A 23,189-nucleotide genomic window follows, 5' to 3' on the forward strand; every position below is an offset into this window, starting at 1 on the left:
TACCTGTTCATATAACAATACCTATCAATTATATTTATGATTCTTAAAAAGATATCTTTACTAATAATATTATTTTTTTCAATATCAACTTTTGCTGCTGGTCATAGTCTAAAAAATATCTCTATTACTGTTGTTGCTCCGGCAACAGGAGCGGATAATAAAACCTTGTCGGATTTAAAAAATATTAATGGACTAAATTTACAAATTTCTTCTAAGTGTTTTGCTAAAGGTAAGCTACCCTTTCTTGCAAGTAGCGATGAAGTAAGATTTAATTGCCTGCGGGATGCATTATTTGATGAGTCTGATAATATAGTATGGAGTTTACGAGGTGGTTACGGCTCTGCGAGAATAATTCCCGATTTACTAAAGCTATCAAAACCAAATAAAGAGAAAGTCTTTATAGGATATAGCGATATAACAGCGTTACATCTTTTTCTATCACAAGAATGGGGCTGGAAAACTATTCACGGCAGTAATATAGCCGATCTCTTAAAGCCAGAACAAGATCAAGGTAATTTTACCAAGCTTGCTGAAATATTAAAAGGTAAAGTAAAGCAGGTTACTATAGATAATTTAGTGCCTCTTAACGATATAGCAAAATCAAGTGATCTTGTTAACGGCAAACTAACAGGCGGTAACTTAACTATGGTGCAGACTAGTATAGGAACGAGTTGGCAAATAAAGACTAAGGGCAAAATTCTTTTTTTAGAAGATGTGAATGTAGTTCCTTTTAGATTAGATCGTGCGCTTTTACACTTAAAGCAAGCAGGGTTACTTGAGGATGTTAAGGCTATAATATTTGGTTCATTTGGTAAAGATTTTGATGCCACAATGTTAGTGCTTCGTAATTTTGCAGATAGTGTAGATATACCGGTATTTAAAACAAATAGATTCGGTCATGAAAAAATTAACGATCCGATTATTTATAATACGAATAGTAAGATTATTAAAAGTAAAGAATTTAAGTTAGTGATGGGGTTGTAAGCACTATTGCGAGCAGTTGCTAAGCCGTCATTGCGAGCGACTGAAAGCCTTGTTGCATGGTTTGTTTATGTCATATTCCCGCGTAGGCGGGAATCCTAGGGTAAAGCGAGATAAATCGAACTTTAAAAAAAGTTTTAAAGTACTGGATTCCTGCCTACGCGGGAATGACATTGAGTCTTAAGTTGACACCCATGCACCTGCGCAGGAATGACATAATTAGCCTATCGACTCAAATGCAAATAATCATTATACTTTGATAAATTCAAATCATAAGAAAAGAATTTATTTGTAATATAATGTTCAAGTAATTTTACTAATCCTGCTTTATGTCTATTTAAAGTCTCGATGCTTAAAGCTATTTCCGTTGTGTGCACATAAGGTTCGGTACTAGTGATTTTTACGTAGGCGATAGTAATATTGTTATTTATAACTGGATTCCTGCTTTCGCGGGAATAACACAAAAGGGGCTGGGGATGACATAAAAGGGACAGAGAATTACATTTCGTAAATCCGTTTTCTAGTAACATCAAACTTTCTATGATAAGTTGCGGCGAGAGTCCAAGCTCTATTTCTTTCTTAGTCGGAATAGTACCGGTCTTATAATCTAGTATAGTTATATTGTTTGATTTACTTATTTCAATTCGGTCAGCTATACCGATTATTTTTATATCTTGACCTACAATATTTAGCCGTAATTCCCCTTTAGTTTCAAAATAGATTTCTTTGCAGTTTTTTCGGCGTTCTATATCAAATAAAATAAAAGCTTTGCTGAAAGCCGTGAGTTTTATTTGCCACGTTTTTTTGGTGTAGCTTGGTAAAATAGTGCTATATAAAATATGATTACCGATATTTATTAAAGCATTTTGTTTATCAAGCAAATTTAAATTAATATATTGTTTGTCGTAATTTTTAGAATATTCTTCTAAAACTTTATGAATCAAATTACCGAAATCCGATATTTTAGGTTCTTCCCATATATGATCTTTTTTACGTAGTCCAAGAATTTTCTTAGCATAAAAACCGTATGGGTTTCTTATTAATGTTTCTATTTCGGTTACTGATAAGGTGGTTGGGAAAGAAGGGCTGTGGATCTCAATACTCTTGTCATACCGTGGCTTGACCACGGTATCCATATAATTACTGGACCCCGTGATCAAGTCACGGGGTGACATAGCACCTTTTTCTAGCTTCAAAAATAAATTACTCGGCACTGACAGTTTCCCATCATATTTTTTAGCATTCAGTATAACTATTTGCTTATTTTGTAGAAATAAATTGAAGTAATCTGAATATAGAGTAGGAGCAATTTCATCGTAATCTATATTTAGTATCTGCAATGCTTTCTTGCTAAGCCATGGGTGAGCTTTAGCACTAAGTGTCCAGTTTTCATTATTAAAATGCGGTAATATAATTAAGTCAAATTCACATAATGCTAAATCTTCAGGCCGTCCTATAATAATACTAGCAGCGTCAGTATTTTTGTAATATTTGATATTAGAAAGTAAAAAAGAAAAAATTTTAGGAAAATCCTTTTTATCCGTTGAATTTATATATTTACTATATGCAGTTAAATTTGTTAAAAACTCAAGTAGTTCTGCTCCTCCTTCTTTTTCCCAAATAGTAGGCAAAAGTTTTTCAGTTATTTCTTTAGTTAAGGTTAGAATAGCTTGTATATTATTTGGAGTATCGGTAAATAAAATATCTATTAAGTTACGGCAATACTCTCTTATATCCTCATTATCAAATTGTAATTGCAATAAATATTTCGGTGAGGATATAAAACGGTGTTTATTAGATAGCATTAACTCTAACTGCTGCACAGTAGGGCAGTTAATTAAAGGATTTTTAAGTAATAAAAATAGAAGTTTTAAATCAAAATTATTACATAATATTTTAATAATGGAAGTTAGTAATTCACCTATATTAGTAAGCCTTAAGTCATTACCTAGTAGATCTTCATATTTGTCTAAAAAATTACAATATACTCTTTTAAGCTTATTATTATTTGTAACGATTGCAATCCGTCTGTCTTTATTACGGCTACATATATAAGATATTTGTTTAGTTTCTTCATAAATGTCATTAGGTTCATAATAAGATATACCATCGCTAATCTGCTTGGAGGCAGGATTATAGTGCATTATGTAATCCTTTAATTCTTCTTCAAATCTTTTTAAAAAAACATTAGGCTTGAATATTCCAGCGAGTATTACCTGTTTATGTCCTGTTTTTATTTTTATTATTTCTTCTTGTAATAGCTTTAATTTATAAACTGCTTTAGTTTGTTTTTGAGTAAACGATATTTCTTCTTGCCATCGTAAAAAGCAATATTCTAGAAATTTATAAATCTTTTGCCAATAATTAGAATTGTTATAGACTTCAATTAATTTTATATCGATATTATTGATTATAAGATCATTAAACAATTTTCTTAAAAGTTCTGCAGCTTTTAATGATTCATTTTTATTCAAAGGTAATTCTTTATATTCGGTGATAATGGATGATAAAATAAGTAATTCTTCTATTTTAGATATATAATCCGAATCGTTTTTTTTTGAAATAAGAGAATTAAAAGGAATAATGATAGGTAATTTAATTTTATATTTATCGGTTAAAATCTTCTTTAATTCTAGGCATGAGAAATTATTAGGCAATATTATTTGAACTTTTGTATCTTTACCTAATTTATCAATGATATACTCAGCAAAACTTTTCAAAAAAGAATAATCAGCAGTCATAAATAATGTTTTTGACGATAATATAGCAGATCAAAGGTCCGAAATCTTATTTAAAATGATAATATAGTACAATAAATAATATTTGATTATTAGTTTCTTATTAAGTATCTTTAAATATTTTAATTTAAATTTAATAAATAAAGAAATTTTTTATATTATTTACTATTATAGTCTCTATAATATCACGCGCTTATGCTAATAATTTAAACTCACATATAGCTTATTGTGATAATATACAAGTAGAACAACAAGAAGATTTGGTAATACAAAAATTGGTTAAACTATTTGTGCCTGAAATGAATTGTATTATTAGCAGCTGTTTACAACAATGGGACGTGCAAGATAATCGGGTAAAATATTCAATTACTTGGCAAGAACAATGTGGACCTGTAATTTATGGTCAGTATCAACTAGAAGGTAATGGTAGAGGTTCTACTTTTGTATATGAACGCTCTAAAAATTCCGTATGTTGTTAGCCGCTTGGATATGAATATAATAAAGCGTTTGTAATATGTTCATCTAATGATGTTAAAAACTAATATTTACTTACTAACTTTTACGAATTCTTTAAATAATTCTAAATCTACTCCATTATCGTTAAGATATTCAGGATGCCATTGAACGCCGATAACAAATTTATGTTTCGTTGATTCAATGGCTTCAATTATACCGTCTTCTGCTGTTGCAGATACGATAAGATCATTACCAAGTTGTTTAGCAGCCTGGTGATGAGTCGAATTAACCATAGTTTGTAGCTGATTATTAGCTATTTTAGCAAGTTTAGTATTTGCTTCTATATTAATTGCATGCGAAACGATGTTTTTAGGCGAAGGTTGTGTATGATTAATTACAGTTTCAATATAATCAGGAATATGTTTAATAAGCGTACCCTTAAAAATAACGTTTAATAACTGCATACCTCGGCATATTCCTAAAACCGGAATATCTCTCTCTAATGCTTTCTTTAAAACTAATATCTCAAAATTATCACGTTCTTCATTGGAAACGACTATATCTTCAGCGTATTCCGGCTCATAAAATTTAGGATGTATGTCCTCATCACCGCCTGGCATTACAACACCATCAACAAGTTCCATAAGCTGATTTATTGTATCACTTTGATAAGGTAATAATAGCGGTACACCGCCGGCTGCAATAATCGCATCGGTATAGTTTCTTCGCAAGGCGTACCATGGAAAAGCAGCGTAAGTATATTTTTCACAATTTTGAGCTAAATCAGGTGTAACACCTATTATCGGTTTTTTATACATTTTATTATCATTTTATTATTTTTCTGTCAGCTATGTCATTCTTCATAGTACCGGACAGTTCATAAAGGTCCTATCATTGCAAGCCAGCATTTATGCTGACGTGGCAATCTCAGGAGTTTTTTATATTATCTTATGAGATTACCGCGTCGTTGCTAACGCAACTCCTCGCAATGATGATGACTTGGCATCCACGCAGCAAAGCCACTATTACCCCCCAATATGCGGTGGTGTTTCAAAAGTATGGAACGGCGGTGGTGAGGTAAGTGTCCACTCTAATGTGTCTGCTCCTTCTCCCCAAGGATTGTTTGGACAATCTTTGCCGTATTTTAGCGTATAGAAAACGATAAATACAAAATAAAGGGCAGCAAACATAGAAATACCTGCTCCTATCGACGAAACCATATTCCAGCCGGCGAAAGCTTCAGGGTAGTCCGGTATTCTTCTTGGCATGCCCGCAAGACCTAAGAAATGCTGCGGGAAGAAAGTTAAATTAACGCCTATAAAGGTAATCCAAAAATGAATTTTGCCTAAAATGTCTGGATATTGTTTACCAGATATTTTGCCAAACCAATAATAAAAGCCTGCAAATGCCGTAAATAAAGCACCGAGCGACATCGTATAATGGAAATGTGCAACAACATAATATGTATCGTGCAGAACTCTATCAAGTGCCGAATTTGATAGGATTATGCCGGTTACGCCGCCGATTGTGAATAATATAATAAATCCTATCGAAAATAGCATAGGAGTTGGGAATGTAATCGAACCACCCCACATAGTCGCTATCCAGCTAAATATTTTAATACCCGTCGGAACTGCTATAATCATCGTTCCGGCAGTGAAATATATAAGTGCATTATAAGAAAGCCCAACAGTAAACATATGGTGAGCCCATACGATAAATCCAACAAAGCCTATGATCACCATAGCCCCGATCATACCTTGATAGCCGAATATAGGTTTGCGTGAAAAAGTTGCAATAACTTGACTTACTATACCAAAGCCTGGAAGTATTACGATATATACTTCAGGATGACCGAAAAACCAAAATAGATGCTGAAATAATACAGGATCACCGCCGCCGTCAGGCTTAAAGAAAGTAGTTCCAAAATTACGATCTGTAAGTAGCATAGTAATAGCTCCACCAAGTACCGGCATCGCAAGAATTATTAGAAATGCGGTAACTAAAATAGACCAAACGAATAACGGCATCTTGAAAAGTCCCATTCCCGGAGCTCTCATATTAAAGATAGTAACGATTAAGTTAATTGATCCAAGGATTGACGATAGACCGGTTAAATGTAAACTGAAAATAGCCATATCAACGGCTGCACCGGGGTGACCGCTTAAATTACTTAAAGGAGGGTAGAGTGTCCAGCCCGTTCCTGGCCCACCGTCAACAAAAGCTGATCCCATAAGTAAAAGAAAAGCAGGCACTAGTAGCCAAAAACTGATATTGTTAAGGCGTGGAAATGCCATATCGGGAGCCCCTATTAACAGAGGTACGAAATAGTTACCAAAGCCACCGAACAACGCCGGCATAATCATAAAGAATACCATAATAACCGCATGTGCTGTGATAAGTACGTTATATAGCTGGAAATCATGATTTAAGAAAGTGCCGCCGGGCATTGCAAGCTCTAACCTAAAAAGCAGTGAGAACAAACCTCCGACAATTCCGGCAAAAACGGCAAATATGATATACATAATGCCGATATCTTTGTGATTGGTAGAAAAAAGCCATCGCCTCCAACCGTGTGGGGTGTGGTGGCCATCGTGATAAATTTCGGTAGTAGTTATATCCATAATTATTATTCTGTCTGTTTTAATTTTGCGATATCTGCTCCAACAATTGCCGGAATATTCCGAGTGATTTGATCATAATCCCAATCCCAGAATTTCAAGTAATTGCTCAACTATCTCATCAGGAAATCTATATCTTTGCAGGATTACCGACAACAATACTATACTAGTACCCATAGCAATAGCACAAAATTTTCCTATAATCAATTTAACAAAATAAGCTCCTCTAACATTTTCATATTCAAATTTCTCAGGGTGATTAGCGTCATTGTAATAAGTGTAATCTCCGACTATTATATTTAGATTATGGATAAAATGTTTTAAAAATATCGTTTCTTTTGTTTGTTTAGGAAAAAGATGGGGATAAGGGTTATTGTGGTTAGGCATATATTAAAAAATTTAAAGTAATAGTTTTAGTTTATAAAATACTTTCGTTATAAATTACCATGCTTCTGTACCTGCTGAATCATCACTACTTAATAATTGCTTGATGTCGATTAGAATCGGTTATATCGTTTAGTAATTTATCTAGTTCAGATATTTTTGTATTATAATTTTCCATAGAACTTCTAAATATAATTAGTTAGCTGCCAATTTTGGCTTCTTACCATTCATAGCAGTCTTATTCTTGCTTGCAATCCAATTGTCGAAATCCTCTTTACTTACTACTTCTATAGCAATCGGCATGAAGCCGTGATGGATGCCGCATAGTTCGGAGCATTGTCCGTAATATACGCCTTTTTTAGCCACTCTTGTCCAGGTTTCGTTTATTCTGCCTGGGACTGCGTCTATTTTAAATCCAAGTGATGGAACGGCAAAACTATGTATTACGTCACCTGCGGTAATGAGAAACCTTACGGTAGCATTTTCAGGGATAACAATTCGATTATCAACATCTAATAATCTTTTGTGGTTAGGTTTTAAATTTTCATCAGAGATCATTACGCTATCAAATTCTAAATTATCATGATCAGGATATATATAATGCCAATACCATTGATAACCTACTACTTTAATAGTTAAATCCGTTTCGGGTATTTTTTCGGCATGACGCAATATTTTAAAAGACGGCACTGCAATAATCACTAAAATTATTATAGGTATTACAGTCCAAATTATTTCTATTAAAACATTATGTGAAAATTTTGCCGGTACGGGATTATTTTTTGCATTAAATCTGATGCATACAAAGCCAAGTAATCCGGCAACAAATAAAACAATAGCTGTTGAGATATACAGCAGAAAATTATGAAAATGATGTAATTCCTCCATAATCGGACTTGCCGGTGGCTGGAACGTTACTTGCCAAGGTAACGGCTCGGAAGCAAAGCAATTACTGCTAACAATCAAAAAACACATTAAAGCAATAGACATTTTTCCAAATTTCGCTTTTGGAGGTAATGTATACGTCAATCCGGTACTCGAATCCTCACTTACGCTTTTGTACTCTGCGGTTCGAGGGGGAGTGTCTTCTTTAAATTCCTCTCTATCAGCTGGTTTGGAAAGATGTCTAATAATATTTTTCATAGCACATATAAAGTGATTTACATTTAATATAAATGGATATACAGTTTTATTAAAGTAAAAATCGATAAATTTTTGTAAAAACTACATATTTTTAATAATATTTGAGCTAGACAGTGTACCTATATTAGGATGTTGCAGTAAGTCAATAACTTCTATTACTTTCGCATTTCTTAATTTTGCTTGAATTTATTTATTAACTGAGGATCATGCTTTGTTACGGCGATTACAGAAGGACAAATATTTTGCACTAACCGAGCATAATCATTAAAATCTTTTAGTTTAGGTAATATGAGTACTTTATCAACAAATGTGAAAGAACTTAAAATTTGTGCTTGTTGTAATTGATTATGGAGAGGTTGACGTTTTTTATATTTAATAATTGTTTTATCCGGCTCTAAAGCAACGATTAAGTATTTACCGTGTTTTTTAGCTTTGCGTAGAAATTCTATATGACCGTAATGTAATAAATCAAAACAACCGCCTACTAGAACTATTTCACTATTTATAGGACAGTTTTTATTTAAAGAAATATTATCATAATATTCTATTTGGGTAATTTGACAGTATTATGGTTAGATGAGCAGGACATAAGATTTATAAAAATTAATAAAACATTAATACAAATAGGAAAAGTCTAGGCATAATATTTATCTATATAAGTTAATAAAAATTAACTTTTAATCAATAAAAAACTAATTAAGACAGAAATAAAACAAAATTTTACAATTTGCTATTGTAATTTGTTTGTATATAGTGCATATTATTACTAGTAATGAAAAATTGATTCAAATAATCTTCAGAGCAATTTTAATGAATGATACCGCACTATCTTGTGATTTTAATGGCATATTACCATCATCTTTTATTAGTGCACGTCTCAGGAAGATCCTCACCTCTGCCTCCTTATTATTATTTATAGGATTAGTTGTTTTTGTCTCTTTTGCTGTTAATAATTATGTTAACAACACTTTATCCATAACTTTAGTACAACCTGATAGTAGTGAAGAAGAAACAATTTTATTTAAAGAAGTAGTAGTAAAAAAAGGCGATACTATAAAGTCAATTTTGATAGAACAACATATCCCTAAAAATGAAATAGACAAAATTGTAAGTTTAATAAAGGAGGGAAAATTATCTTCTGCTCTGAAAATAGGGCAGCAAATTACTTTTGAATATGAAACAAAAATTATCGAAAACGAGGATGAAGATTTAACCTCAGAGGTAGCATTCTTAAATAAAATCGTTATAATTATCGATAAGCTAAAAACTATTGAAGTAATTAGAGAAGGTGATAATTTTAAAGTTGAAGAAATTGTAGTACCTTTAAATAAAAAAGTTGCTAAATCGTCGGTAAGTATTGAGGCAAATTTCATGTCAGCTCTTAAAAAACTGGGCTTATCGGATAACAGTATAATAGAGCTGATTAATGCTTATGCTTATCAAATCGATTTTCAGCGTCAAATAAAAAGCGGTGATACTGCAACCGTAATAACGGAAAAATACGTAACGGAAGATGGTAAATTTTCCCACCACGGTAAAATTCTATATGTTTCATTAAATCTTTCAGGGAAAGAATATAATATATATCGTTATTCTCATGACAATAACGCAAATAATCATGCATTTTTTTCCGAAGACGGTAAAAGCGTAAAAAGAAGCTTACTTAAAACTCCGCTAAAAGTTATAAAAGTTTCTTCACATTACGGTAATAGAAAGCATCCGATACTCGGTTATACTAAAATGCATAGGGGGGTTGACTTTGCAGCTCCAATCGGTACGCCTATATATTCCGCAGGAAACGGAGTTATAACAGAAATAGGTTGGAAGTCGGGTTATGGCAAATTTATTCAGGTCAAACATAGCGGTACGCTATCTACTGCTTATGCGCATGCTTCAAATTTTGCAAAAAATTTAAAAGTCGGAAGTATCGTAAAACAAGGACAAATCATCGCATATGTCGGAAGTACCGGCAGAGCTACAGCTCCACATTTACATTATGAAGTTAAAATTGATGGAAAACATGTTAATCCTATGTCAGTTAAAACAACACCGGGTATAGAATTAAACGGAAAAAATTTAGAGAAATTTAAACAATTTAAAAAAGAAATAAAAACTTTAAGTGTTAAGCTTGATAAGGAATTGCAAGCTGATAAAGCAGCCACAGTTTCATTGTAGAGTGAATCCTTGTCATACCGTAATCAACTTTGTGTTGTACGGCTCTTATGTCATTCATGCGAAAGCGGGAATCTAGTAGAATCTATAAAAAACTTGTTTTTTATAGGTTTATTTTATCAAATATATAATTTTGTATTAATATTAAGGTTGTTTTTTCTGGATTCCCGCTTTCGCGGGAATGACATTTACAATTATGCTCCCACTACTAAAAAAACTATATCTCACATTTGCTCGTAGTAGTCGTATAATAATAACCTTAGTGATTATTGATCAGTTAAGTAAATGGTGGTTTATTGATAATTTGAGATGGAAGCCGGGCTTAATGCTTAAGGTTACTTCTTTCTTAAATATGGTTTATACTTGGAATTACGGTATTAGCTTTGGTCTAATGCGTGAATATTATCAATATAGCAATGCTATTTTCTTAATAACGAATACGATTATTGTCTGTTATTTATATTATTTGATGATACGTTCAAAAACGATCGGAAGCTTTGCCGGTTATAGCTTTGTAATCGGCGGAGCTGTTGGTAATCTAATTGATAGATTTTTTAGAGGAGCAGTTTTTGACTTCATCCATTTTCATTATCAGAATTATAGCTTCCCCGTATTTAATTTAGCTGATTGCTTTATTACAATAGGAGTAATTATCTTAATAGAAGATTATTATAGTACTAAAAAAGTTATTGAAGAAAAGGCTAAAGGGAATTATGATAATGCTCAAATTGAAGCTATGGCTGAAAAAATTCGTAATACCGATAAGGGTGGTAATGATAAAATAGCCTCCTTGCAAAATTAAACTTATAGAGAGGCATTTGAAGGCAACATAGAACGCAGAACCGTAGCGTAGTAGACCTACTTGAGGATTCAAGTACCGGGTTGACTTACACATTACCTTCTAGAAGTTCATTTTGCAAGGAGGCTATTAATTTTAATTTTAATTTATAGGTGTTTAAGTGAAAAAGATTTTTGTATTATTTACTGTTTTATTAATTACTTCTGCTTGTAGTAAAAAGTTAAAAGAAACCATAGGTATATCAACAGTTGGACCTAATGAGTATCAAGTACAGCGTGCTAAAGCACTAGAAGTTCCGCCTCATTATTATTTACCTGATCCTGGGCATAGCAAAACAACTTACAGTAATGTAAAAGGACAAGGTGAATTTAATGAAGGTGAACAAGCATTAATGCAGGACATGCATTAGTATACTTGATCAACTTCAAAAATTGGCTACGTCGTTTTACAAGATCTGCGGTGCTTACGTATTAAGTATACGCTCTGCTCCTCGACTTGTAAACTCCTTGCTCTTTTTGAAGTTGATCTTCATATACCTGTTCTTGAATACTAGGACTGCAATATTTTTTCAAATTAATTCATGAATTCTCATACAAAACAAAAAATAGGTGTTTTTGGGCTTGGTAAAACCGGTATATCGGTTTACGAGGAATTGCAAAATAAATATGATGTAATTGTTTATGATGATTTAAAAGCAAATAGAGATATATTTGAAGAATTATATAGTAAAACCGCTATCGCTGCTTTATCTGATTCAAGATGGCAAAATTTAGATACAATTGTCTTAAGTCCTGGAATTCCTTTAACGCATGAGATAGTCAATATTGCAAAAAGTTTTAATATTCCAATCACTTCCGATATAGACTTATTATTTGCAAAATCAAAAAACTTAAAATTTATAGCTATAACCGGTACAAACGGTAAAAGTACTACTACTGCTTTAATAAGCCATATCTTAAATAGTAGCGGTTTAGACTATCCGGTTGCCGGTAATATTGGAGTTTCTGCTTTGCAAGCTAAAGCAAGTAAGGATGGATATGTACTTGAATTGTCTTCTTTTCAGCTAGATCTAGTAAAAACCTTTACAGCTAAAATAGCCGTGCTTCTTAATATCACTCCCGACCATTTAGATAGACATCAGGATATGCCCTGCTATATTGCAGCAAAATCTAAGATCTTTGATCGAATGGATCAAGAGAGTTATGCGGTAATTAATATCGATAATGATTATTGTCGTGAAGTCTTTATAAAATTGCAGCAAGAGCAGCGTATAAAGCTAATTCCTTTTTCGGTTACTCAAATTCTTGAAAACGGTATTTCGGTAGTTGATGATAAAATTAGCGCTAATTTTTTTGATGATATAAGTTTTGAATTACAGCATAATTCAGAAAGTTTTAGACAAGATGAATTGCAAGGTGAGCCTGCGGAGCCGGAGTGTATAAAAATACGTGAGCACAGGCAAGACCTGCAAAATTCGCTTGTATCAAGCTTTATGCATTATACTGTACCTTTTAATAAAAACCTGCAAGGAGTTCATAATTGTGAGAATATTGCAGCAAGTTATGCAGTAGCTAAAATAATAGGAGTAGAACCTAAAAAAATACTTGAATCTATAAGTAGTTTTCAAAGTTTACCTCATAGAATGCAATATATCGGTAGTATAAATAATATAAGTTTTTACAATGATAGTAAAGCGACCAATGCCATATCTGCTGTGCAATCAATTAAAGCACTCGCTAATATTTACTGGCTTGCGGGAGGAATCCCTAAAGAGGGTGGTATTGAGGAAATAAAGCCTTATTTCAGTCAAATTAAGAAAGCTTATTTTTATGGTCAAGCTAAAGAAATATTTGCAAATACTGCTAAGAATATAGTAGATTTTGTAATATGTGATAATCTTGAGCAGGCTTTCGATCTTGCTTATAAGGATGCAGTAGGTGATAACGCGGAAGTAAAAAATATCTTGTTAGCACCTAGTTGTAGCTCATATGATCAGTTTAAAAATTTTGAAGAGCGTGGCGAGTTGTTTATAAAATTGTGTAGTATCCTGTCACTCCGTGGCTTGACCACAGGGTCTAGTTAAAAATACTAAATAATATTAGTATTTTTTATTGTTTTTCTGGATACCGTGGTCAAGCCACGGAGTGACATCGAGGGTGTTTTCCGATCCATGCAATAACATTATAAATATAGCCATAATTGAATAACTATAATATGAATAACGAAATATCTAATAACTTTATAAAATTATGGTGGCGGAGTACCGATAGGCAAATAATAATTTCTTTAATTATCTTATTTGCTTTTAGTCTAATGCTGGTTACTACCTCAGGTTCAGCAGTAGCAAGTAGAATAGGTCTTGAAGAAAGTTATTTTGTATCTAGACAAATATTTTATTTAGCTACCGCTTCAGGACTTATATTATTATTTTCATGTCTTAATAAAAAATGGTTAAGGCGTTTTGCAATAGTTGGATTTATTGCTAGTATAGTTTTATTAATAGCAGTTAAATTTTTTGGCTATGAAGTAAAAGGCGCAGTGCGATGGATTAATATTCTAGGTCTATCTATTCAACCTTCGGAATTTATCAAACCGTTTTTTGCAGTTGTTACGGGCTGGATATTATCGCTAAAATTTAATGATGATTTTCCAAGTTTTACGATTTGTGTAATACTTTATTCTATTGTTGCTATTCTCTTAATTATTCAGCCGGATTTTGGAATGCTTGTAATGATTACGGCAGTTTTCGGTATTCAACTGTTTATTGCGGGTATGCCGATATTTTGGATTGTTTTAGCCGGTTTTTTAGGAATGATAGGAGTAACTATTGCTTATTTTTGGTTACCGCACGTAACGCAAAGAATTAATTCGTTTTTAGATCCAGATAGTAGCGAGAATTATCAAGTTAGTAAGTCTCTTAAGGCGTTTGAGCATGGCGGGTTATATGGACGAGGTCCAGGGGAGGGGGCAGTCAAGCAGGTACTACCTGACTCGCATACGGATTTTATTTTTGCTGTAGCAGGTGAGGAGTTTGGAGCTATTATTTGCCTTATTGTTATAGGTATATTTGCTTTTATAGTATTAAGAAGTCTTATTAAGTTATTAAACGAAACAGATAAATTTGTACAATTCGCTGCTAGCGGTATAATTGCACAATTAGGGCTTCAGGCAATAATTAATATGGGTGTGACTTTACATTTACTTCCTACTAAAGGTATGACATTACCGTTTATTAGTTACGGTGGTTCTTCAACGCTTGCAATAGCTATCGCTACCGGTATGCTTCTTGGCTTTACAAGATACCGAACGCCGTTAAATTCGTACAAAATTCGTAATATTGAAATATGAAAAAAATCATTTTGGTAGCAGGAGGGACGGGGGGACATTTTTTTCCGGCAGTTGCTCTTGGAGAAGAATTAATCAAACGTGGCTATGAAGTTCATTTTATTACGGATTTAAGATGCAAACAATATATAAAGCAGGATATGAAAGTAATTTTTCATATCCTAGATTTAAAACGCTCAGGTAATATTTTCTTGTTTTTACCTAGGTTATCAATTGCAGTTTTAAAAGCTATTAAATTATTATATAATATGAAGCCTTCCGTTACTGTAGGGTTTGGCGGTTATCCTGTTATAGCTCCAATGTTTGCGGCAATTTTTTTAAGAGTACCGATTATAATTCATGAACAGAATTCTTACCTTGGAAAAGTTAATAAATTTTTTGCAAGCTTTGCTAAAAAGATAGCTATTTCTTATGAAAAAATAAAGAATTTACCGGAATTTGCAAAAAGTAAAATAGTAGTTACCGGTGGGGTAGTTAGAGAGAATATTAGGAAATTAAAGGTTATAGAAATGTCGTCCCGTGGCTTGACCACGGGGTCCAAAAAGTCTTTAATAAAAGCACTGGACTCCGTGGTTAAGCCACGGAATGATAAGCTTTTTACAATATTTATCTTTGGCGGTAGTCAAGGAGCTAAGTTATTTTCAGAGCTGATACCTGCAAGTATCCAAATTTTGATGCAAAAACAGCCAAGTCTTGAATTAAATATAATCCAGCAAGCGGCATTAGATGATCAAGTAAAAATAAAAGATATATACTTGAAATTAAACATTACCTATGAATTGGCTGAATTTTTTGATAATATAGCATTGCAATATAAAGAAGCCGATTTAGTGATTTCAAGAGCAGGAGCATCTACTATAGAAGAATTGACCTATATAGGGTTGCCGGCAATCTTTATTCCACTGCCTAGTGCCGCGGATAATCATCAATATTACAATGCACAATTATTGGCAGATGAAAAAACAGGATGGTGTTTAGAGCAGCATAATATTTCTGCAGAAAAATTAGCAGATAAAATACTCGATTTGATAAGTAATCCAAAAATATTAGAGGATGCTTCACAAAATTTATTAAAAAGAAGAAAAGAAGGGCATAAGCTATTAAGTAACCTAATAGGAGAGATGATTTAGATTTTGTTTTCCGTCATTGCGAGGAAAGACTGTAAGTTTTGACGAAGCAATCTCGTGCTAAAGTCCTGAGATTGCCACGCTCCTTTTAGTCGCTTGCAATGACGGGGTGGAGACATACAACAAGACCAAAAATACCTCAGAATCACAATAATTTAATTAAGCACATAGCAGTTCGGCTCTTTATTCTTGCAAGTTTGGCTATTATGTGGCATTAATCATATTAGACTTTCTGCATAACTTGCTTCTAAGGGTAATTTGTGCGTCGATCCGGTACTCGTATCCTCACGTACCAAAGCGTACGCTGCGGTGCTGCGTTCCATGTCTTCTACAAATTCCTCCTTATTAGCTAAGTTGTACAGGAAGTCTAATAAAAGTTTTGGAATAATATAAATATATGTTAAAAAAAATTATAATATTATTTTTAGGAATGTTTTTACTTTCAGCTTGTACAGATAATTTTAGAAGCTATTTTCAAAGATCAGCAAATAACAGATTGGTTGATAGCAAAGGTGCTAAAGGCGGCAAGAGACAACCTGTATATAATAATAAATATATTACTTTGGCTAAAAAGAATATAGTAGAAGATAATCTTGATTATGATAACGATGATGACTATGATAGTGATAGTCCTTTAAGAGGAGAAAGAATCGATCCTGTAAAGAGAAATCGTGAAATGTATCTTAAGATGATTAAAAGGGATATAGCAAAGCAAAAAGCAGAAGCCGGTTTCGCTGAATCCGATGATGATATGACTTTAAGTAGAGCGAATAAAAAGGTTAGAAAAGACGATAGCGATAAAGAAAAAAAGATACAAGAGGAATTAAATCAGATAAAAGCCATGCTTAGAGAAACTAAGCGTGATATATCAAAATATACTTGTCCAAATGCTGTAGTAAATCAAAATTATGCCCCGCCCGTTACAAATTATGAGCCTGTAAATTATCCACCGGTAAAAAATAGTAAGCCGTATAATAACAATTCTAAGGTAAAGCAAAAATTTATCCTTGAAGATGATGATAACGACAGTAATGCTTGTTCGATATAATAAGCCTATTCTTAGCTAAAAGCAGAAATCTCCAGTCTTTAGATATATAAAGCAATCTCTGATATGATATATTTATCACTACCAATAGGTTTATTATTTATTAATAAAAATTAATATTTGAATATAGAAATATGTTAAATTTATTAATAGGTATATTATGAAAAGTAAACTTTCAGCAAGTACTGCTAGTCTTATCTTTATAAAAGGCCTTCAAAACCCTATTGTTACTAAAATAAAAGAATTAACAAAAAAATTACATTTTTAAAGATCAAGAGCTTGAAAAAGCTTACTGTATGGCTTCATCAGATGATGTTTCTATTCAAGCAACACGAGAACAGATATTATATGCTTTAAGAGCTGTGGAATCTGCAAAACAACATTCAACAGACAAGACACAAGCATTTATTAAATGACTACGGTATTTGTGTTGCTTACTCATTATAAAAGAAGCGGTAAGGACATACTAGAGTTTGTATCACCTTATTTATTAAAAAACGCATCTGATATGGAATATATTAAGGCATATATTCCTGAAGCATATATAAATAAAAGAAAGTAATAAAAATGATGCTATGGAATTGCTTGGTAAACGAGAAGTAAGAGACTATTTAGATCAAAAGTCTTCTGAGTTAGTAAGCACATCGCCTGTACCGTCTACTCCTTCTACAACGGACACATTTAATTATGATAGTGATGAAATTACGGTTGTTGGAGAAGAGAAAACGATGCCGAATACTGAACACGCTTGATACCACTGTCACGCCGTAGCTTGTCCATGGGAGCTAGTCAAAAATACTAATAATATTAGTATTTTTAGTTATTTTCTGGATATCGTGGTCAAGCCACGGTATAATGCTGAACGAGTTTCTCGCGCCATACAACAACATTAAGATTTCCAATTTAATTCCGGATAGTTTCTAAAATTTCAGCTTTATAATTGCTATGCTTTAACCATTTCTTAGCTGTGTCTAAATATAGGCAAATTATCGGTGTGATGTATAAAGAGTAAGTAATTGCAATGTGTGAGTAAACCTCCCACTACTGCAGGCCCTAGTGATCTTCTCTCTGTTCTTGTTGCTCCAACTTCAAACGCAATAGGTATAGTGCTCATTAAGGCAGCTAGGGTAGTCATCATAATCGGTCTGAATCGTATTATACATGCTTCATTAAATATTAGTAGAGTGAGTAATGCTCCCAATATAGCGGTAGGGTAGTCCTAAAAGTATAGTTATAGGATGCACAAAACTTTCATATAACATGCCAAGGATGATGTAAATAACTATAACGGCAAGTCCAAGCAATAAGCCAAGATCGGAAAAAGACGACTGACATGCCTGAACTGTTCCTTGGAAGCTTCCCGTAATCGTAGCCGGCATTTGTAACTCTCTTATTGCTTGATTAACTTTTGGAACGACATCACTAATTGAATATCCATCTTGCAGGTTAAATGATACCATCACTGAAGGTAATGGCCCGAAATGTGAAATACTAAGCGGGCCAACAGTGTTAACAATTTTAGCAATGGTAGTTAGCGGTACTAAATTGCCGCTTGCGGAGTTAATATTGACTAGAGATAACATTGACGAATCTGTTTGATATTTAGGATCTAGCTCTAAAATAACATCATATTGAGCTGTTGGGGTATATAATGTGGAAATCTGCTCAGCACCGTAAGCTGTATATAAGATATTTTGGACGTGCTCGACTGATATACCGAGTTTTGCAGCCCTATATCTATCAATCTGCACTAAAGTTTATGGCTGTGCTATTTGTAAATCCGAAGTTACGTTAATAAAACCTGGCAAGTTGTGCGAGCTTGTCCTTTAATTTCGGTGCAAAGCTAAATAGCACATCTTGATCGAGTTCTTGCATAGTATATTGATATTGGCTTTTGGTTGCTGGTCCGTCGATCGTAATAGTAGGTACGTTCTGGATATATACCCTTAAACCTACTAAATGATTTAGTTTTGAACGTAACTGATCTATAACGGCGTCAGCGCCTATTCTTTGGTCACGAGGTTTTAAGCTAATCAAAATCGTACCCTGATTTACGGCAGAGTTTCTACCTGAAACATCTACGGCAGAAAAAAATGAATCTATATTAGGATTTTTAAGTAATACATCACTTACTTGTTGCTGTTCTTGCACTATCGTATCAAAAGAAATAGTTTGAGCGGCGTCGGTAAAAAATAAGATTTATCCCGTATAGGAATAAGGCATAAGGTCTTTGCGTACTTTCCCAAATAAATAAGCCGTTGCGATGATTACTAAGAGAAAAATATAAGCATAGTAGTTTTTGAATGCTCTACTACTGTTTTTAGACTGCTACCATATTTTTGTTTGACATATTCAAAGGCTTTTTCGGTTAGTGGTAGGTCGTCATTGCGAGGCGTCAAAGACGCAGTGGCAATCTCGGTGGGTTGCCCTGAGAGTGCTTCGTCACTACGTTCCTCGCAATGACGATCCCTCAAAAACACATTACATAACATAGGAGTTACGGTTATCGAGATAACTCCCGAAAGCAAAATAGCGGTAGTAATAACAACGGTAAGTTCGTGCAATAGCTTCACTAAAATTCCGCTCATAAATATATTGGGATGAATATCGTCATTAGGGATAAAGTCCTTGAGATGATAGTAAATCCTATTTCTTTAGTACCGTTAATACATCCTGCTATTTTACTCTCGCCTTTTTCCATATGTCGTGTGATATTTTCAAGCACTACTATTGCATCATCCACGACAAAACCCATCGCAAGCGTTAGAGCCATTAAAGACATATTATTGATGCTATAACCGAATAGATATATAAAGGCAAAAGTACCGACAACTGATAAAGGAAGGGCAATAGTCGAAATAATCACGGACCGTAAGTTATGTAGAAAGCGAAATATAGCAATCACTACTAGTATTAAATAAAGCGAGTAGCATAGTAAAATTGGCATCATTGACCGATTCTCTGATATAGAAATTGACCTATCAAACATGATATTAATATTAATGTCCTCAGGGATTTGCCTGCGAAGCAACGGCAATACTTCTTTTATAGAGTCGACTATTTCAATAGTATTAGTAGTATCCGGTTGTTTTTGAATAGCAAGTATTACCCCCGGCTTATCCCTATACCAAGCGGCTATTTTATTATTAGTTACGCTATCAATGGCTTTCCCAATATTTTTAAGAAAAAGCGGATTACCGTTTTTATAAGTTAATATTAACTCATTATGTTCTTTAACATTTTGTAATTGCCCAGGGGTGCTAATGCTTGAGTAGATATCTGTACCGTATAAAGCTCCGGTCGGTAAATTAACGTTAGCAGAGCTGATAATGTTTGATACTTGGTCAAGCCCTATATTATTTGCTGCCATTTTAACAGGGTCAATCTGCATACGCACTGCATATTGCTGTGAGCCGTAAACTTGTATCTGTGCAACACCCCCGGCAGCATAGATAAACGCTCAGCCATAATTGTTTCGGCGTAATAGTCCACGGTATATAAGGGGAAGAGTCTCAGAGGTTAAAGATAAATAAAATATAGGTGCGTCGGCAGGATTTACTTTACAATATGAGGGCGGGGTAGGTAAGTCGTTCGGTAGTTGCTTGTATGTCTTGTGCCGCTGCATCTATATTTCGGTCTAAATTAAACTGCAAAGTAATTTGAGTAGTACTGTTACTATTAACCGAACTCATCGAGTCAATATCTGATATCGTCGATCATTGCTTTTCAAGCGGTAATGCAACTGAAGATGCCATAGTAGTAGGGTCAGCTCCAGGCAAGCTTACTGAAACCGGAATAGTCGGGCAGTTGATGTCAGGTAAAACGCTTACCGGTCATATCCTATAGCCGAATGCGCCAAACAGCAAAATAGTTGCCATGAATAAAGTAGCAAGAACCGGACGCTTAATAAATATTTCTGAAATACCCAATTATTTTGTCCTGTTTTATGGATTTTTTCTGTCATACATATCGTCATTGCAAGCGACTGTAAGAAGCGTGGCAATGTCATGAAATAATGACAAACTCCTAATATTGCTTCTCGTCAATTACTTTGTAATTTCCTCGCAATGACGATTTGACACTACTCCTCCCTAATACTCACCTCTGCTCCGTTAGATAATCGTAGCTGCCCGTTGGTGATTACCGTTTCTCCCCCATCTATACCGTTTTAATAACAATAAAATCATCATTAGAAAACACTATATCTATATTCTTGACCCACGGCTTTATTATCTTGATCGACAACAAATATATAAGGATCTTGATCGTTAGTTTGCATGGTTTTAGACGGAACTATTAAAGCCTCTTGTTCGATGTAAATCGTTAGGGATACACGCACACACTGTCCTGGCCACATAATATTTCGTTTTGGTTAGGTAATGTTGCTTTAACTTTGATAGTGCCGCTATTTGGATCAATCGAATTATCGACAAAAACGATCTCACCGTCTTTAATTTCTTAGTCGCTTACGGTTCTAACCGTCAAAGCTAAATCATTAGATTTTTGAGATTTATTAATACGATCGAGATATTTTTCAGGTACGGAGAAGCTGACATAAATAGGCGAGCTAGTATTGATAGTTACTAGACGCACAAAATCCGGCGATACTAAATCACCTATATCCACATTACTCGCACTAAGTTTACCATCAAAAGGAGCTACTATTTTTGAATACTCGATTTGTAAATTAGCGTCTGCAATAATTGCTTTATCGCGTTCCACGGTGGCCCTAAGCATATTCATATTAGTTAGCATCTGTAAATACTGCTCTTCCGAAACGGCTTTTTCCTCATATAAAGCATGATATCTTGCCTCTGCTTTTATAGCATCTTCAAGGTTATAAGTATCACTTAGTAAATTTGCTGGTGCTTGCTATAATTGATTTTGAAAAGGACGAGAATCGATTTCATATAATCAATCACCTGTTTTTACTTCTTGTCCATCATCAAAATTTACACTTAATATTTGGCCCGTAACTTGAGATTGAATATCGGCACTTTGGTCAGTTTCAGCTACTCCTGCAAGTTCTATCACATCAGATACGTCTTTTCTGATAACTTGTGTTACCTCAACCGGAGCTGCTATAGTGATTTGTTTACTGCTTTTATTATGATGTTTTATTACCCAAACCACTAATATTACTATTTAGTACTAGTAATGTTATCAATATCAAATTCCGCATTATTGTTTTAAGCATTGTTATTTGCCAAAATCACAAATAGGTCCTGCTATGTTGCCGCCTACCTGCCAAGTCTCAGCTGAGTTAGTAAACAGAGTATTAAGTTTATTGCTACCGTATCCTAATAAGCCTGTTAAAGAAATTTGTGGAAAATAAGTAGCTTTTATTGTTTTTAAGTTTACATCTGCTGCTAGTAAATTCTGCGCTGCTGTTTTAATATCTGGTCTTTGCTCTAAAAGCTCTGATGGTAATATTTTAGGTAATACCGGTAGAGCAGGGAAGTAATCTATTGGTTTATTACGATAAATTAAGCCGTTTACTATATTTTCAGGAATTCTACCTACTAAAATTTTAAAGCGGTTTCCTGCTCATGTCTTTGTTGTTTTAAAGGTGGCAATGATAACTTAGTAAGTGCAAGGTCGGAAGCAGCTTCACTAACCGATATTAAATCACCTACGCCAAGATTATATAATTTCTGATTTAATTTATAAATTTCCGTTTGAGCCTCAATTAGCTTTTTAGTTAGATAGATTTATTTGTCTAATACTAAAAGATTAAAGTAACTTATAGTGACGTGACTTATAACTGATAAACGTACCGCTGCCTTGCTATACTCACTTGCAAGGCAAGTTTTTTAGCTGATTCGCTAGCGTTGGCGGCTGCCTCTATAAATCCAGCTCGTAATTAAGCACGCTTGCTAGCCCCAAATTATTAGAGAATTTCGGTTCATTCGGTGCTTTTGTGTCTTTACTGTTTTTTGTTTGATTTGCTCCGCCTTGTAAATTGATTTGTGGAAATCTATAAGAATTAATAAGGTTAAGCTGTGCTTGCGCTGCTAGCACATTACTCATTGCCAGCTCAATATCGGAGTTACCAGTTAAAGATTCTTCGATTAGGTTATTTAACACCGGATCGTTAAATTGCAGTCACTACTTGGAGGATGCATTATTATTTTGTTCTAGAGAATAATTATTCCAAGTAGTAGGTAATGAGAGTTTAGGGGGAATAGTATCGTGTTTTGCGTTACAACCACATAGAAGAAATGATGAAATCGATAAAACTAGAATATATTTTAAGTAAATGCAAAATCGGCATATGAAGTTCATCGATTAGGTTCATTAAAATAAATTCATATTACTTAATATTAATTATGAATCTTTAAACCGTTATGTCAATATAGACTATTATTTTTGCAACTA

At 33.7% G+C, this 23,189-nt stretch carries 24 protein-coding genes and 6 pseudogenes; 11 read left to right on the forward strand and 19 right to left on the reverse strand.

Going from position 1 to position 23,189, the window contains the following annotated elements; all coding sequences use genetic code 11:
- The first annotated feature begins 36 nt into the window (after positions 1–36).
- Complete coding sequence (locus ACHBLB_RS05395) at positions 37–984, forward strand: LD-carboxypeptidase (protein ID WP_475841161.1); 948 nt, start codon at positions 37–39, stop codon at positions 982–984.
- Positions 985–1,205: 221 nt separating this feature from the next.
- Here ACHBLB_RS05395 and ACHBLB_RS05400 read toward each other — a convergent pair whose 3' ends face one another.
- Positions 1,206–3,722 (reverse strand): PD-(D/E)XK nuclease family protein, encoded by a 2,517-nt coding sequence (locus ACHBLB_RS05400; protein WP_475841163.1) that lies wholly within the window; start codon positions 3,720–3,722, stop codon positions 1,206–1,208.
- A gap of 257 nt (positions 3,723–3,979) precedes the next feature.
- Between ACHBLB_RS05400 and ACHBLB_RS05405 the strand changes: the two genes are divergently transcribed.
- Positions 3,980–4,198 carry a hypothetical protein gene (locus ACHBLB_RS05405; RefSeq protein ID WP_475841166.1) on the forward strand — a complete coding sequence of 73 codons (219 nt, stop codon included), beginning with the start codon at positions 3,980–3,982 and terminating at the stop codon, positions 4,196–4,198.
- Positions 4,199–4,264: 66 nt separating this feature from the next.
- Here the strand turns inward: ACHBLB_RS05405 and ACHBLB_RS05410 are convergent, their stop codons facing one another.
- From ACHBLB_RS05410 to ACHBLB_RS05430, 5 genes and pseudogenes are all read right to left on the reverse strand, one after another.
- Positions 4,265–4,993: a gamma-glutamyl-gamma-aminobutyrate hydrolase family protein gene (locus ACHBLB_RS05410; RefSeq protein ID WP_010977188.1), complete on the reverse strand. Its 729-nt coding sequence runs from the start codon at positions 4,991–4,993 to the stop codon at positions 4,265–4,267.
- A gap of 207 nt (positions 4,994–5,200) precedes the next feature.
- On the reverse strand, positions 5,201–6,799 hold the full coding sequence (ctaD, locus tag ACHBLB_RS05415; protein WP_475841168.1) for a cytochrome c oxidase subunit I: 1,599 nt from the start codon (positions 6,797–6,799) through the stop codon (positions 5,201–5,203).
- Positions 6,800–6,804: 5 nt separating this feature from the next.
- A pseudogene (locus ACHBLB_RS05420) lies at positions 6,805–7,183 on the reverse strand (LbetaH domain-containing protein).
- Between the two features lie 192 nt (positions 7,184–7,375).
- Entirely contained in the window at positions 7,376–8,323 is a 948-nt protein-coding gene (gene coxB, locus ACHBLB_RS05425; RefSeq protein ID WP_475841171.1) for a cytochrome c oxidase subunit II, read from the reverse strand.
- 170 nt (positions 8,324–8,493) lie between these two features.
- Positions 8,494–8,912, reverse strand: a pseudogene (locus tag ACHBLB_RS05430) (adenylyltransferase/cytidyltransferase family protein).
- Between the two features lie 221 nt (positions 8,913–9,133).
- On the opposite strand from ACHBLB_RS05430, the gene ACHBLB_RS05435 reads away from it, so the two are divergent.
- From ACHBLB_RS05435 to murG, 6 genes are all read left to right on the forward strand, one after another.
- Entirely contained in the window at positions 9,134–10,498 is a 1,365-nt protein-coding gene (locus ACHBLB_RS05435; protein WP_475841173.1) for a peptidoglycan DD-metalloendopeptidase family protein, read from the forward strand.
- A gap of 193 nt (positions 10,499–10,691) precedes the next feature.
- Positions 10,692–11,297, forward strand: coding sequence for a signal peptidase II (gene lspA / locus ACHBLB_RS05440; protein ID WP_004995831.1), 606 nt, complete (start codon positions 10,692–10,694; stop codon positions 11,295–11,297).
- Positions 11,298–11,454: 157 nt separating this feature from the next.
- Complete coding sequence (locus ACHBLB_RS05445; protein WP_062811446.1) at positions 11,455–11,703, forward strand: DUF3035 domain-containing protein; 249 nt, start codon at positions 11,455–11,457, stop codon at positions 11,701–11,703.
- Between the two features lie 171 nt (positions 11,704–11,874).
- Positions 11,875–13,377: a UDP-N-acetylmuramoyl-L-alanine--D-glutamate ligase gene (murD, locus tag ACHBLB_RS05450; protein WP_475841175.1), complete on the forward strand. Its 1,503-nt coding sequence runs from the start codon at positions 11,875–11,877 to the stop codon at positions 13,375–13,377.
- A gap of 131 nt (positions 13,378–13,508) precedes the next feature.
- Entirely contained in the window at positions 13,509–14,642 is a 1,134-nt protein-coding gene (gene ftsW / locus ACHBLB_RS05455; protein ID WP_475841178.1) for a putative lipid II flippase FtsW, read from the forward strand.
- Positions 14,639–15,769, forward strand: coding sequence for an undecaprenyldiphospho-muramoylpentapeptide beta-N-acetylglucosaminyltransferase (gene murG, locus ACHBLB_RS05460; protein ID WP_475841180.1), 1,131 nt, complete (start codon positions 14,639–14,641; stop codon positions 15,767–15,769). Before ftsW ends, murG begins: the two co-directional genes overlap by 4 nt.
- Before the next feature lie 224 nt (positions 15,770–15,993).
- Here murG and ACHBLB_RS05465 read toward each other — a convergent pair.
- A pseudogene (locus ACHBLB_RS05465) lies at positions 15,994–16,089 on the reverse strand (palindromic element RPE1 domain-containing protein); the annotation flags it as partial.
- A 74-nt stretch (positions 16,090–16,163) separates the two neighbouring features.
- Between ACHBLB_RS05465 and ACHBLB_RS05470 the strand changes: the two are divergent.
- From ACHBLB_RS05470 to ACHBLB_RS05480, 3 genes are all read left to right on the forward strand, one after another.
- Positions 16,164–16,814 carry a hypothetical protein gene (locus ACHBLB_RS05470; RefSeq protein WP_475841182.1) on the forward strand — a complete coding sequence of 217 codons (651 nt, stop codon included), beginning with the start codon at positions 16,164–16,166 and terminating at the stop codon, positions 16,812–16,814.
- A gap of 409 nt (positions 16,815–17,223) precedes the next feature.
- A complete protein-coding gene (locus ACHBLB_RS05475; protein ID WP_475841184.1) occupies positions 17,224–17,373 on the forward strand; it encodes a hypothetical protein in 150 nt (49 codons plus the stop codon).
- A gap of 13 nt (positions 17,374–17,386) precedes the next feature.
- Positions 17,387–17,563 carry a hypothetical protein gene (locus ACHBLB_RS05480; RefSeq protein WP_012150763.1) on the forward strand — a complete coding sequence of 59 codons (177 nt, stop codon included), beginning with the start codon at positions 17,387–17,389 and terminating at the stop codon, positions 17,561–17,563.
- A 209-nt stretch (positions 17,564–17,772) separates the two neighbouring features.
- On the opposite strand, the gene ACHBLB_RS05485 is transcribed toward ACHBLB_RS05480, so the two are convergent.
- From ACHBLB_RS05485 to ACHBLB_RS05540, 12 genes and pseudogenes are all read right to left on the reverse strand, one after another.
- Positions 17,773–17,949, reverse strand: a complete 177-nt coding sequence (locus tag ACHBLB_RS05485) for an AcrB/AcrD/AcrF family protein (protein WP_475842761.1) — start codon at positions 17,947–17,949, stop codon at positions 17,773–17,775.
- Between the two features lie 30 nt (positions 17,950–17,979).
- Positions 17,980–18,562: pseudogene (locus tag ACHBLB_RS05490) on the reverse strand (efflux RND transporter permease subunit); the annotation flags it as partial.
- A 6-nt stretch (positions 18,563–18,568) separates the two neighbouring features.
- Positions 18,569–19,010 (reverse strand): annotated as a pseudogene (locus ACHBLB_RS05495) (efflux RND transporter permease subunit).
- A gap of 71 nt (positions 19,011–19,081) precedes the next feature.
- Positions 19,082–20,202, reverse strand: a pseudogene (locus ACHBLB_RS05500) (efflux RND transporter permease subunit).
- Positions 20,203–20,371: 169 nt separating this feature from the next.
- Positions 20,372–20,503 (reverse strand): acriflavin resistance protein, encoded by a 132-nt coding sequence (locus tag ACHBLB_RS05505; protein ID WP_012262369.1) that lies wholly within the window; start codon positions 20,501–20,503, stop codon positions 20,372–20,374.
- A gap of 24 nt (positions 20,504–20,527) precedes the next feature.
- Positions 20,528–20,590 carry a hypothetical protein gene (locus ACHBLB_RS05510; protein ID WP_475842763.1) on the reverse strand — a complete coding sequence of 21 codons (63 nt, stop codon included), beginning with the start codon at positions 20,588–20,590 and terminating at the stop codon, positions 20,528–20,530.
- Between the two features lie 410 nt (positions 20,591–21,000).
- Positions 21,001–21,150 (reverse strand): hypothetical protein, encoded by a 150-nt coding sequence (locus ACHBLB_RS05515; RefSeq protein WP_475841186.1) that lies wholly within the window; start codon positions 21,148–21,150, stop codon positions 21,001–21,003.
- The gene (locus ACHBLB_RS05520) at positions 21,135–21,266 is read right to left on the reverse strand and encodes a hypothetical protein (protein WP_475842765.1); all 132 of its coding nucleotides are present in this window, start codon (positions 21,264–21,266) and stop codon (positions 21,135–21,137) included. Before ACHBLB_RS05520 ends, ACHBLB_RS05515 begins: the two co-directional genes overlap by 16 nt.
- Before the next feature lie 3 nt (positions 21,267–21,269).
- Positions 21,270–21,635, reverse strand: a complete 366-nt coding sequence (locus ACHBLB_RS05525) for an efflux RND transporter periplasmic adaptor subunit (protein ID WP_475842767.1) — start codon at positions 21,633–21,635, stop codon at positions 21,270–21,272.
- A 90-nt stretch (positions 21,636–21,725) separates the two neighbouring features.
- Complete coding sequence (locus ACHBLB_RS05530; RefSeq protein WP_014410664.1) at positions 21,726–21,944, reverse strand: biotin/lipoyl-binding protein; 219 nt, start codon at positions 21,942–21,944, stop codon at positions 21,726–21,728.
- A 66-nt stretch (positions 21,945–22,010) separates the two neighbouring features.
- On the reverse strand, positions 22,011–22,340 hold the full coding sequence (locus tag ACHBLB_RS05535; protein ID WP_475842769.1) for a TolC family protein: 330 nt from the start codon (positions 22,338–22,340) through the stop codon (positions 22,011–22,013).
- Positions 22,341–22,655: 315 nt separating this feature from the next.
- The gene (locus ACHBLB_RS05540; RefSeq protein ID WP_475841189.1) at positions 22,656–22,898 is read right to left on the reverse strand and encodes a TolC family protein; all 243 of its coding nucleotides are present in this window, start codon (positions 22,896–22,898) and stop codon (positions 22,656–22,658) included.
- Positions 22,899–23,189 lie beyond the last annotated feature (291 nt).

The sequence above is a fragment of the Rickettsia lanei genome (genome assembly GCF_056242675.1).

Bases quoted from the DNA above. Each gene is read 5' to 3' on its own strand.
- ACHBLB_RS05400 (WP_475841163.1), bottom strand. From the start codon at position 3,722: ATGACTGCTGATTATTCTTTTTTGAAAAGTTTTGCTGAGTATATCATT.
- coxB (WP_475841171.1), bottom strand. From the start codon at position 8,323: ATGAAAAATATTATTAGACATCTTTCCAAACCAGCTGATAGAGAGGAA.
- ftsW (WP_475841178.1), top strand. From the start codon at position 13,509: ATGAATAACGAAATATCTAATAACTTTATAAAATTATGGTGGCGGAGT.
- lspA (WP_004995831.1), top strand. From the start codon at position 10,692: ATGCTCCCACTACTAAAAAAACTATATCTCACATTTGCTCGTAGTAGT.
- murG (WP_475841180.1), top strand. From the start codon at position 14,639: ATGAAAAAAATCATTTTGGTAGCAGGAGGGACGGGGGGACATTTTTTT.
- murD (WP_475841175.1), top strand. From the start codon at position 11,875: ATGAATTCTCATACAAAACAAAAAATAGGTGTTTTTGGGCTTGGTAAA.
- ACHBLB_RS05410 (WP_010977188.1), bottom strand. From the start codon at position 4,993: ATGTATAAAAAACCGATAATAGGTGTTACACCTGATTTAGCTCAAAAT.
- ACHBLB_RS05475 (WP_475841184.1), top strand. From the start codon at position 17,224: ATGACTACGGTATTTGTGTTGCTTACTCATTATAAAAGAAGCGGTAAG.
- ctaD (WP_475841168.1), bottom strand. From the start codon at position 6,799: ATGGATATAACTACTACCGAAATTTATCACGATGGCCACCACACCCCA.
- ACHBLB_RS05470 (WP_475841182.1), top strand. From the start codon at position 16,164: ATGTTAAAAAAAATTATAATATTATTTTTAGGAATGTTTTTACTTTCA.
- ACHBLB_RS05480 (WP_012150763.1), top strand. From the start codon at position 17,387: ATGGAATTGCTTGGTAAACGAGAAGTAAGAGACTATTTAGATCAAAAG.
- ACHBLB_RS05435 (WP_475841173.1), top strand. From the start codon at position 9,134: ATGAATGATACCGCACTATCTTGTGATTTTAATGGCATATTACCATCA.
- ACHBLB_RS05505 (WP_012262369.1), bottom strand. From the start codon at position 20,503: ATGAGTTCGGTTAATAGTAACAGTACTACTCAAATTACTTTGCAGTTT.
- ACHBLB_RS05485 (WP_475842761.1), bottom strand. From the start codon at position 17,949: ATGATGACTACCCTAGCTGCCTTAATGAGCACTATACCTATTGCGTTT.
- ACHBLB_RS05395 (WP_475841161.1), top strand. From the start codon at position 37: ATGATTCTTAAAAAGATATCTTTACTAATAATATTATTTTTTTCAATA.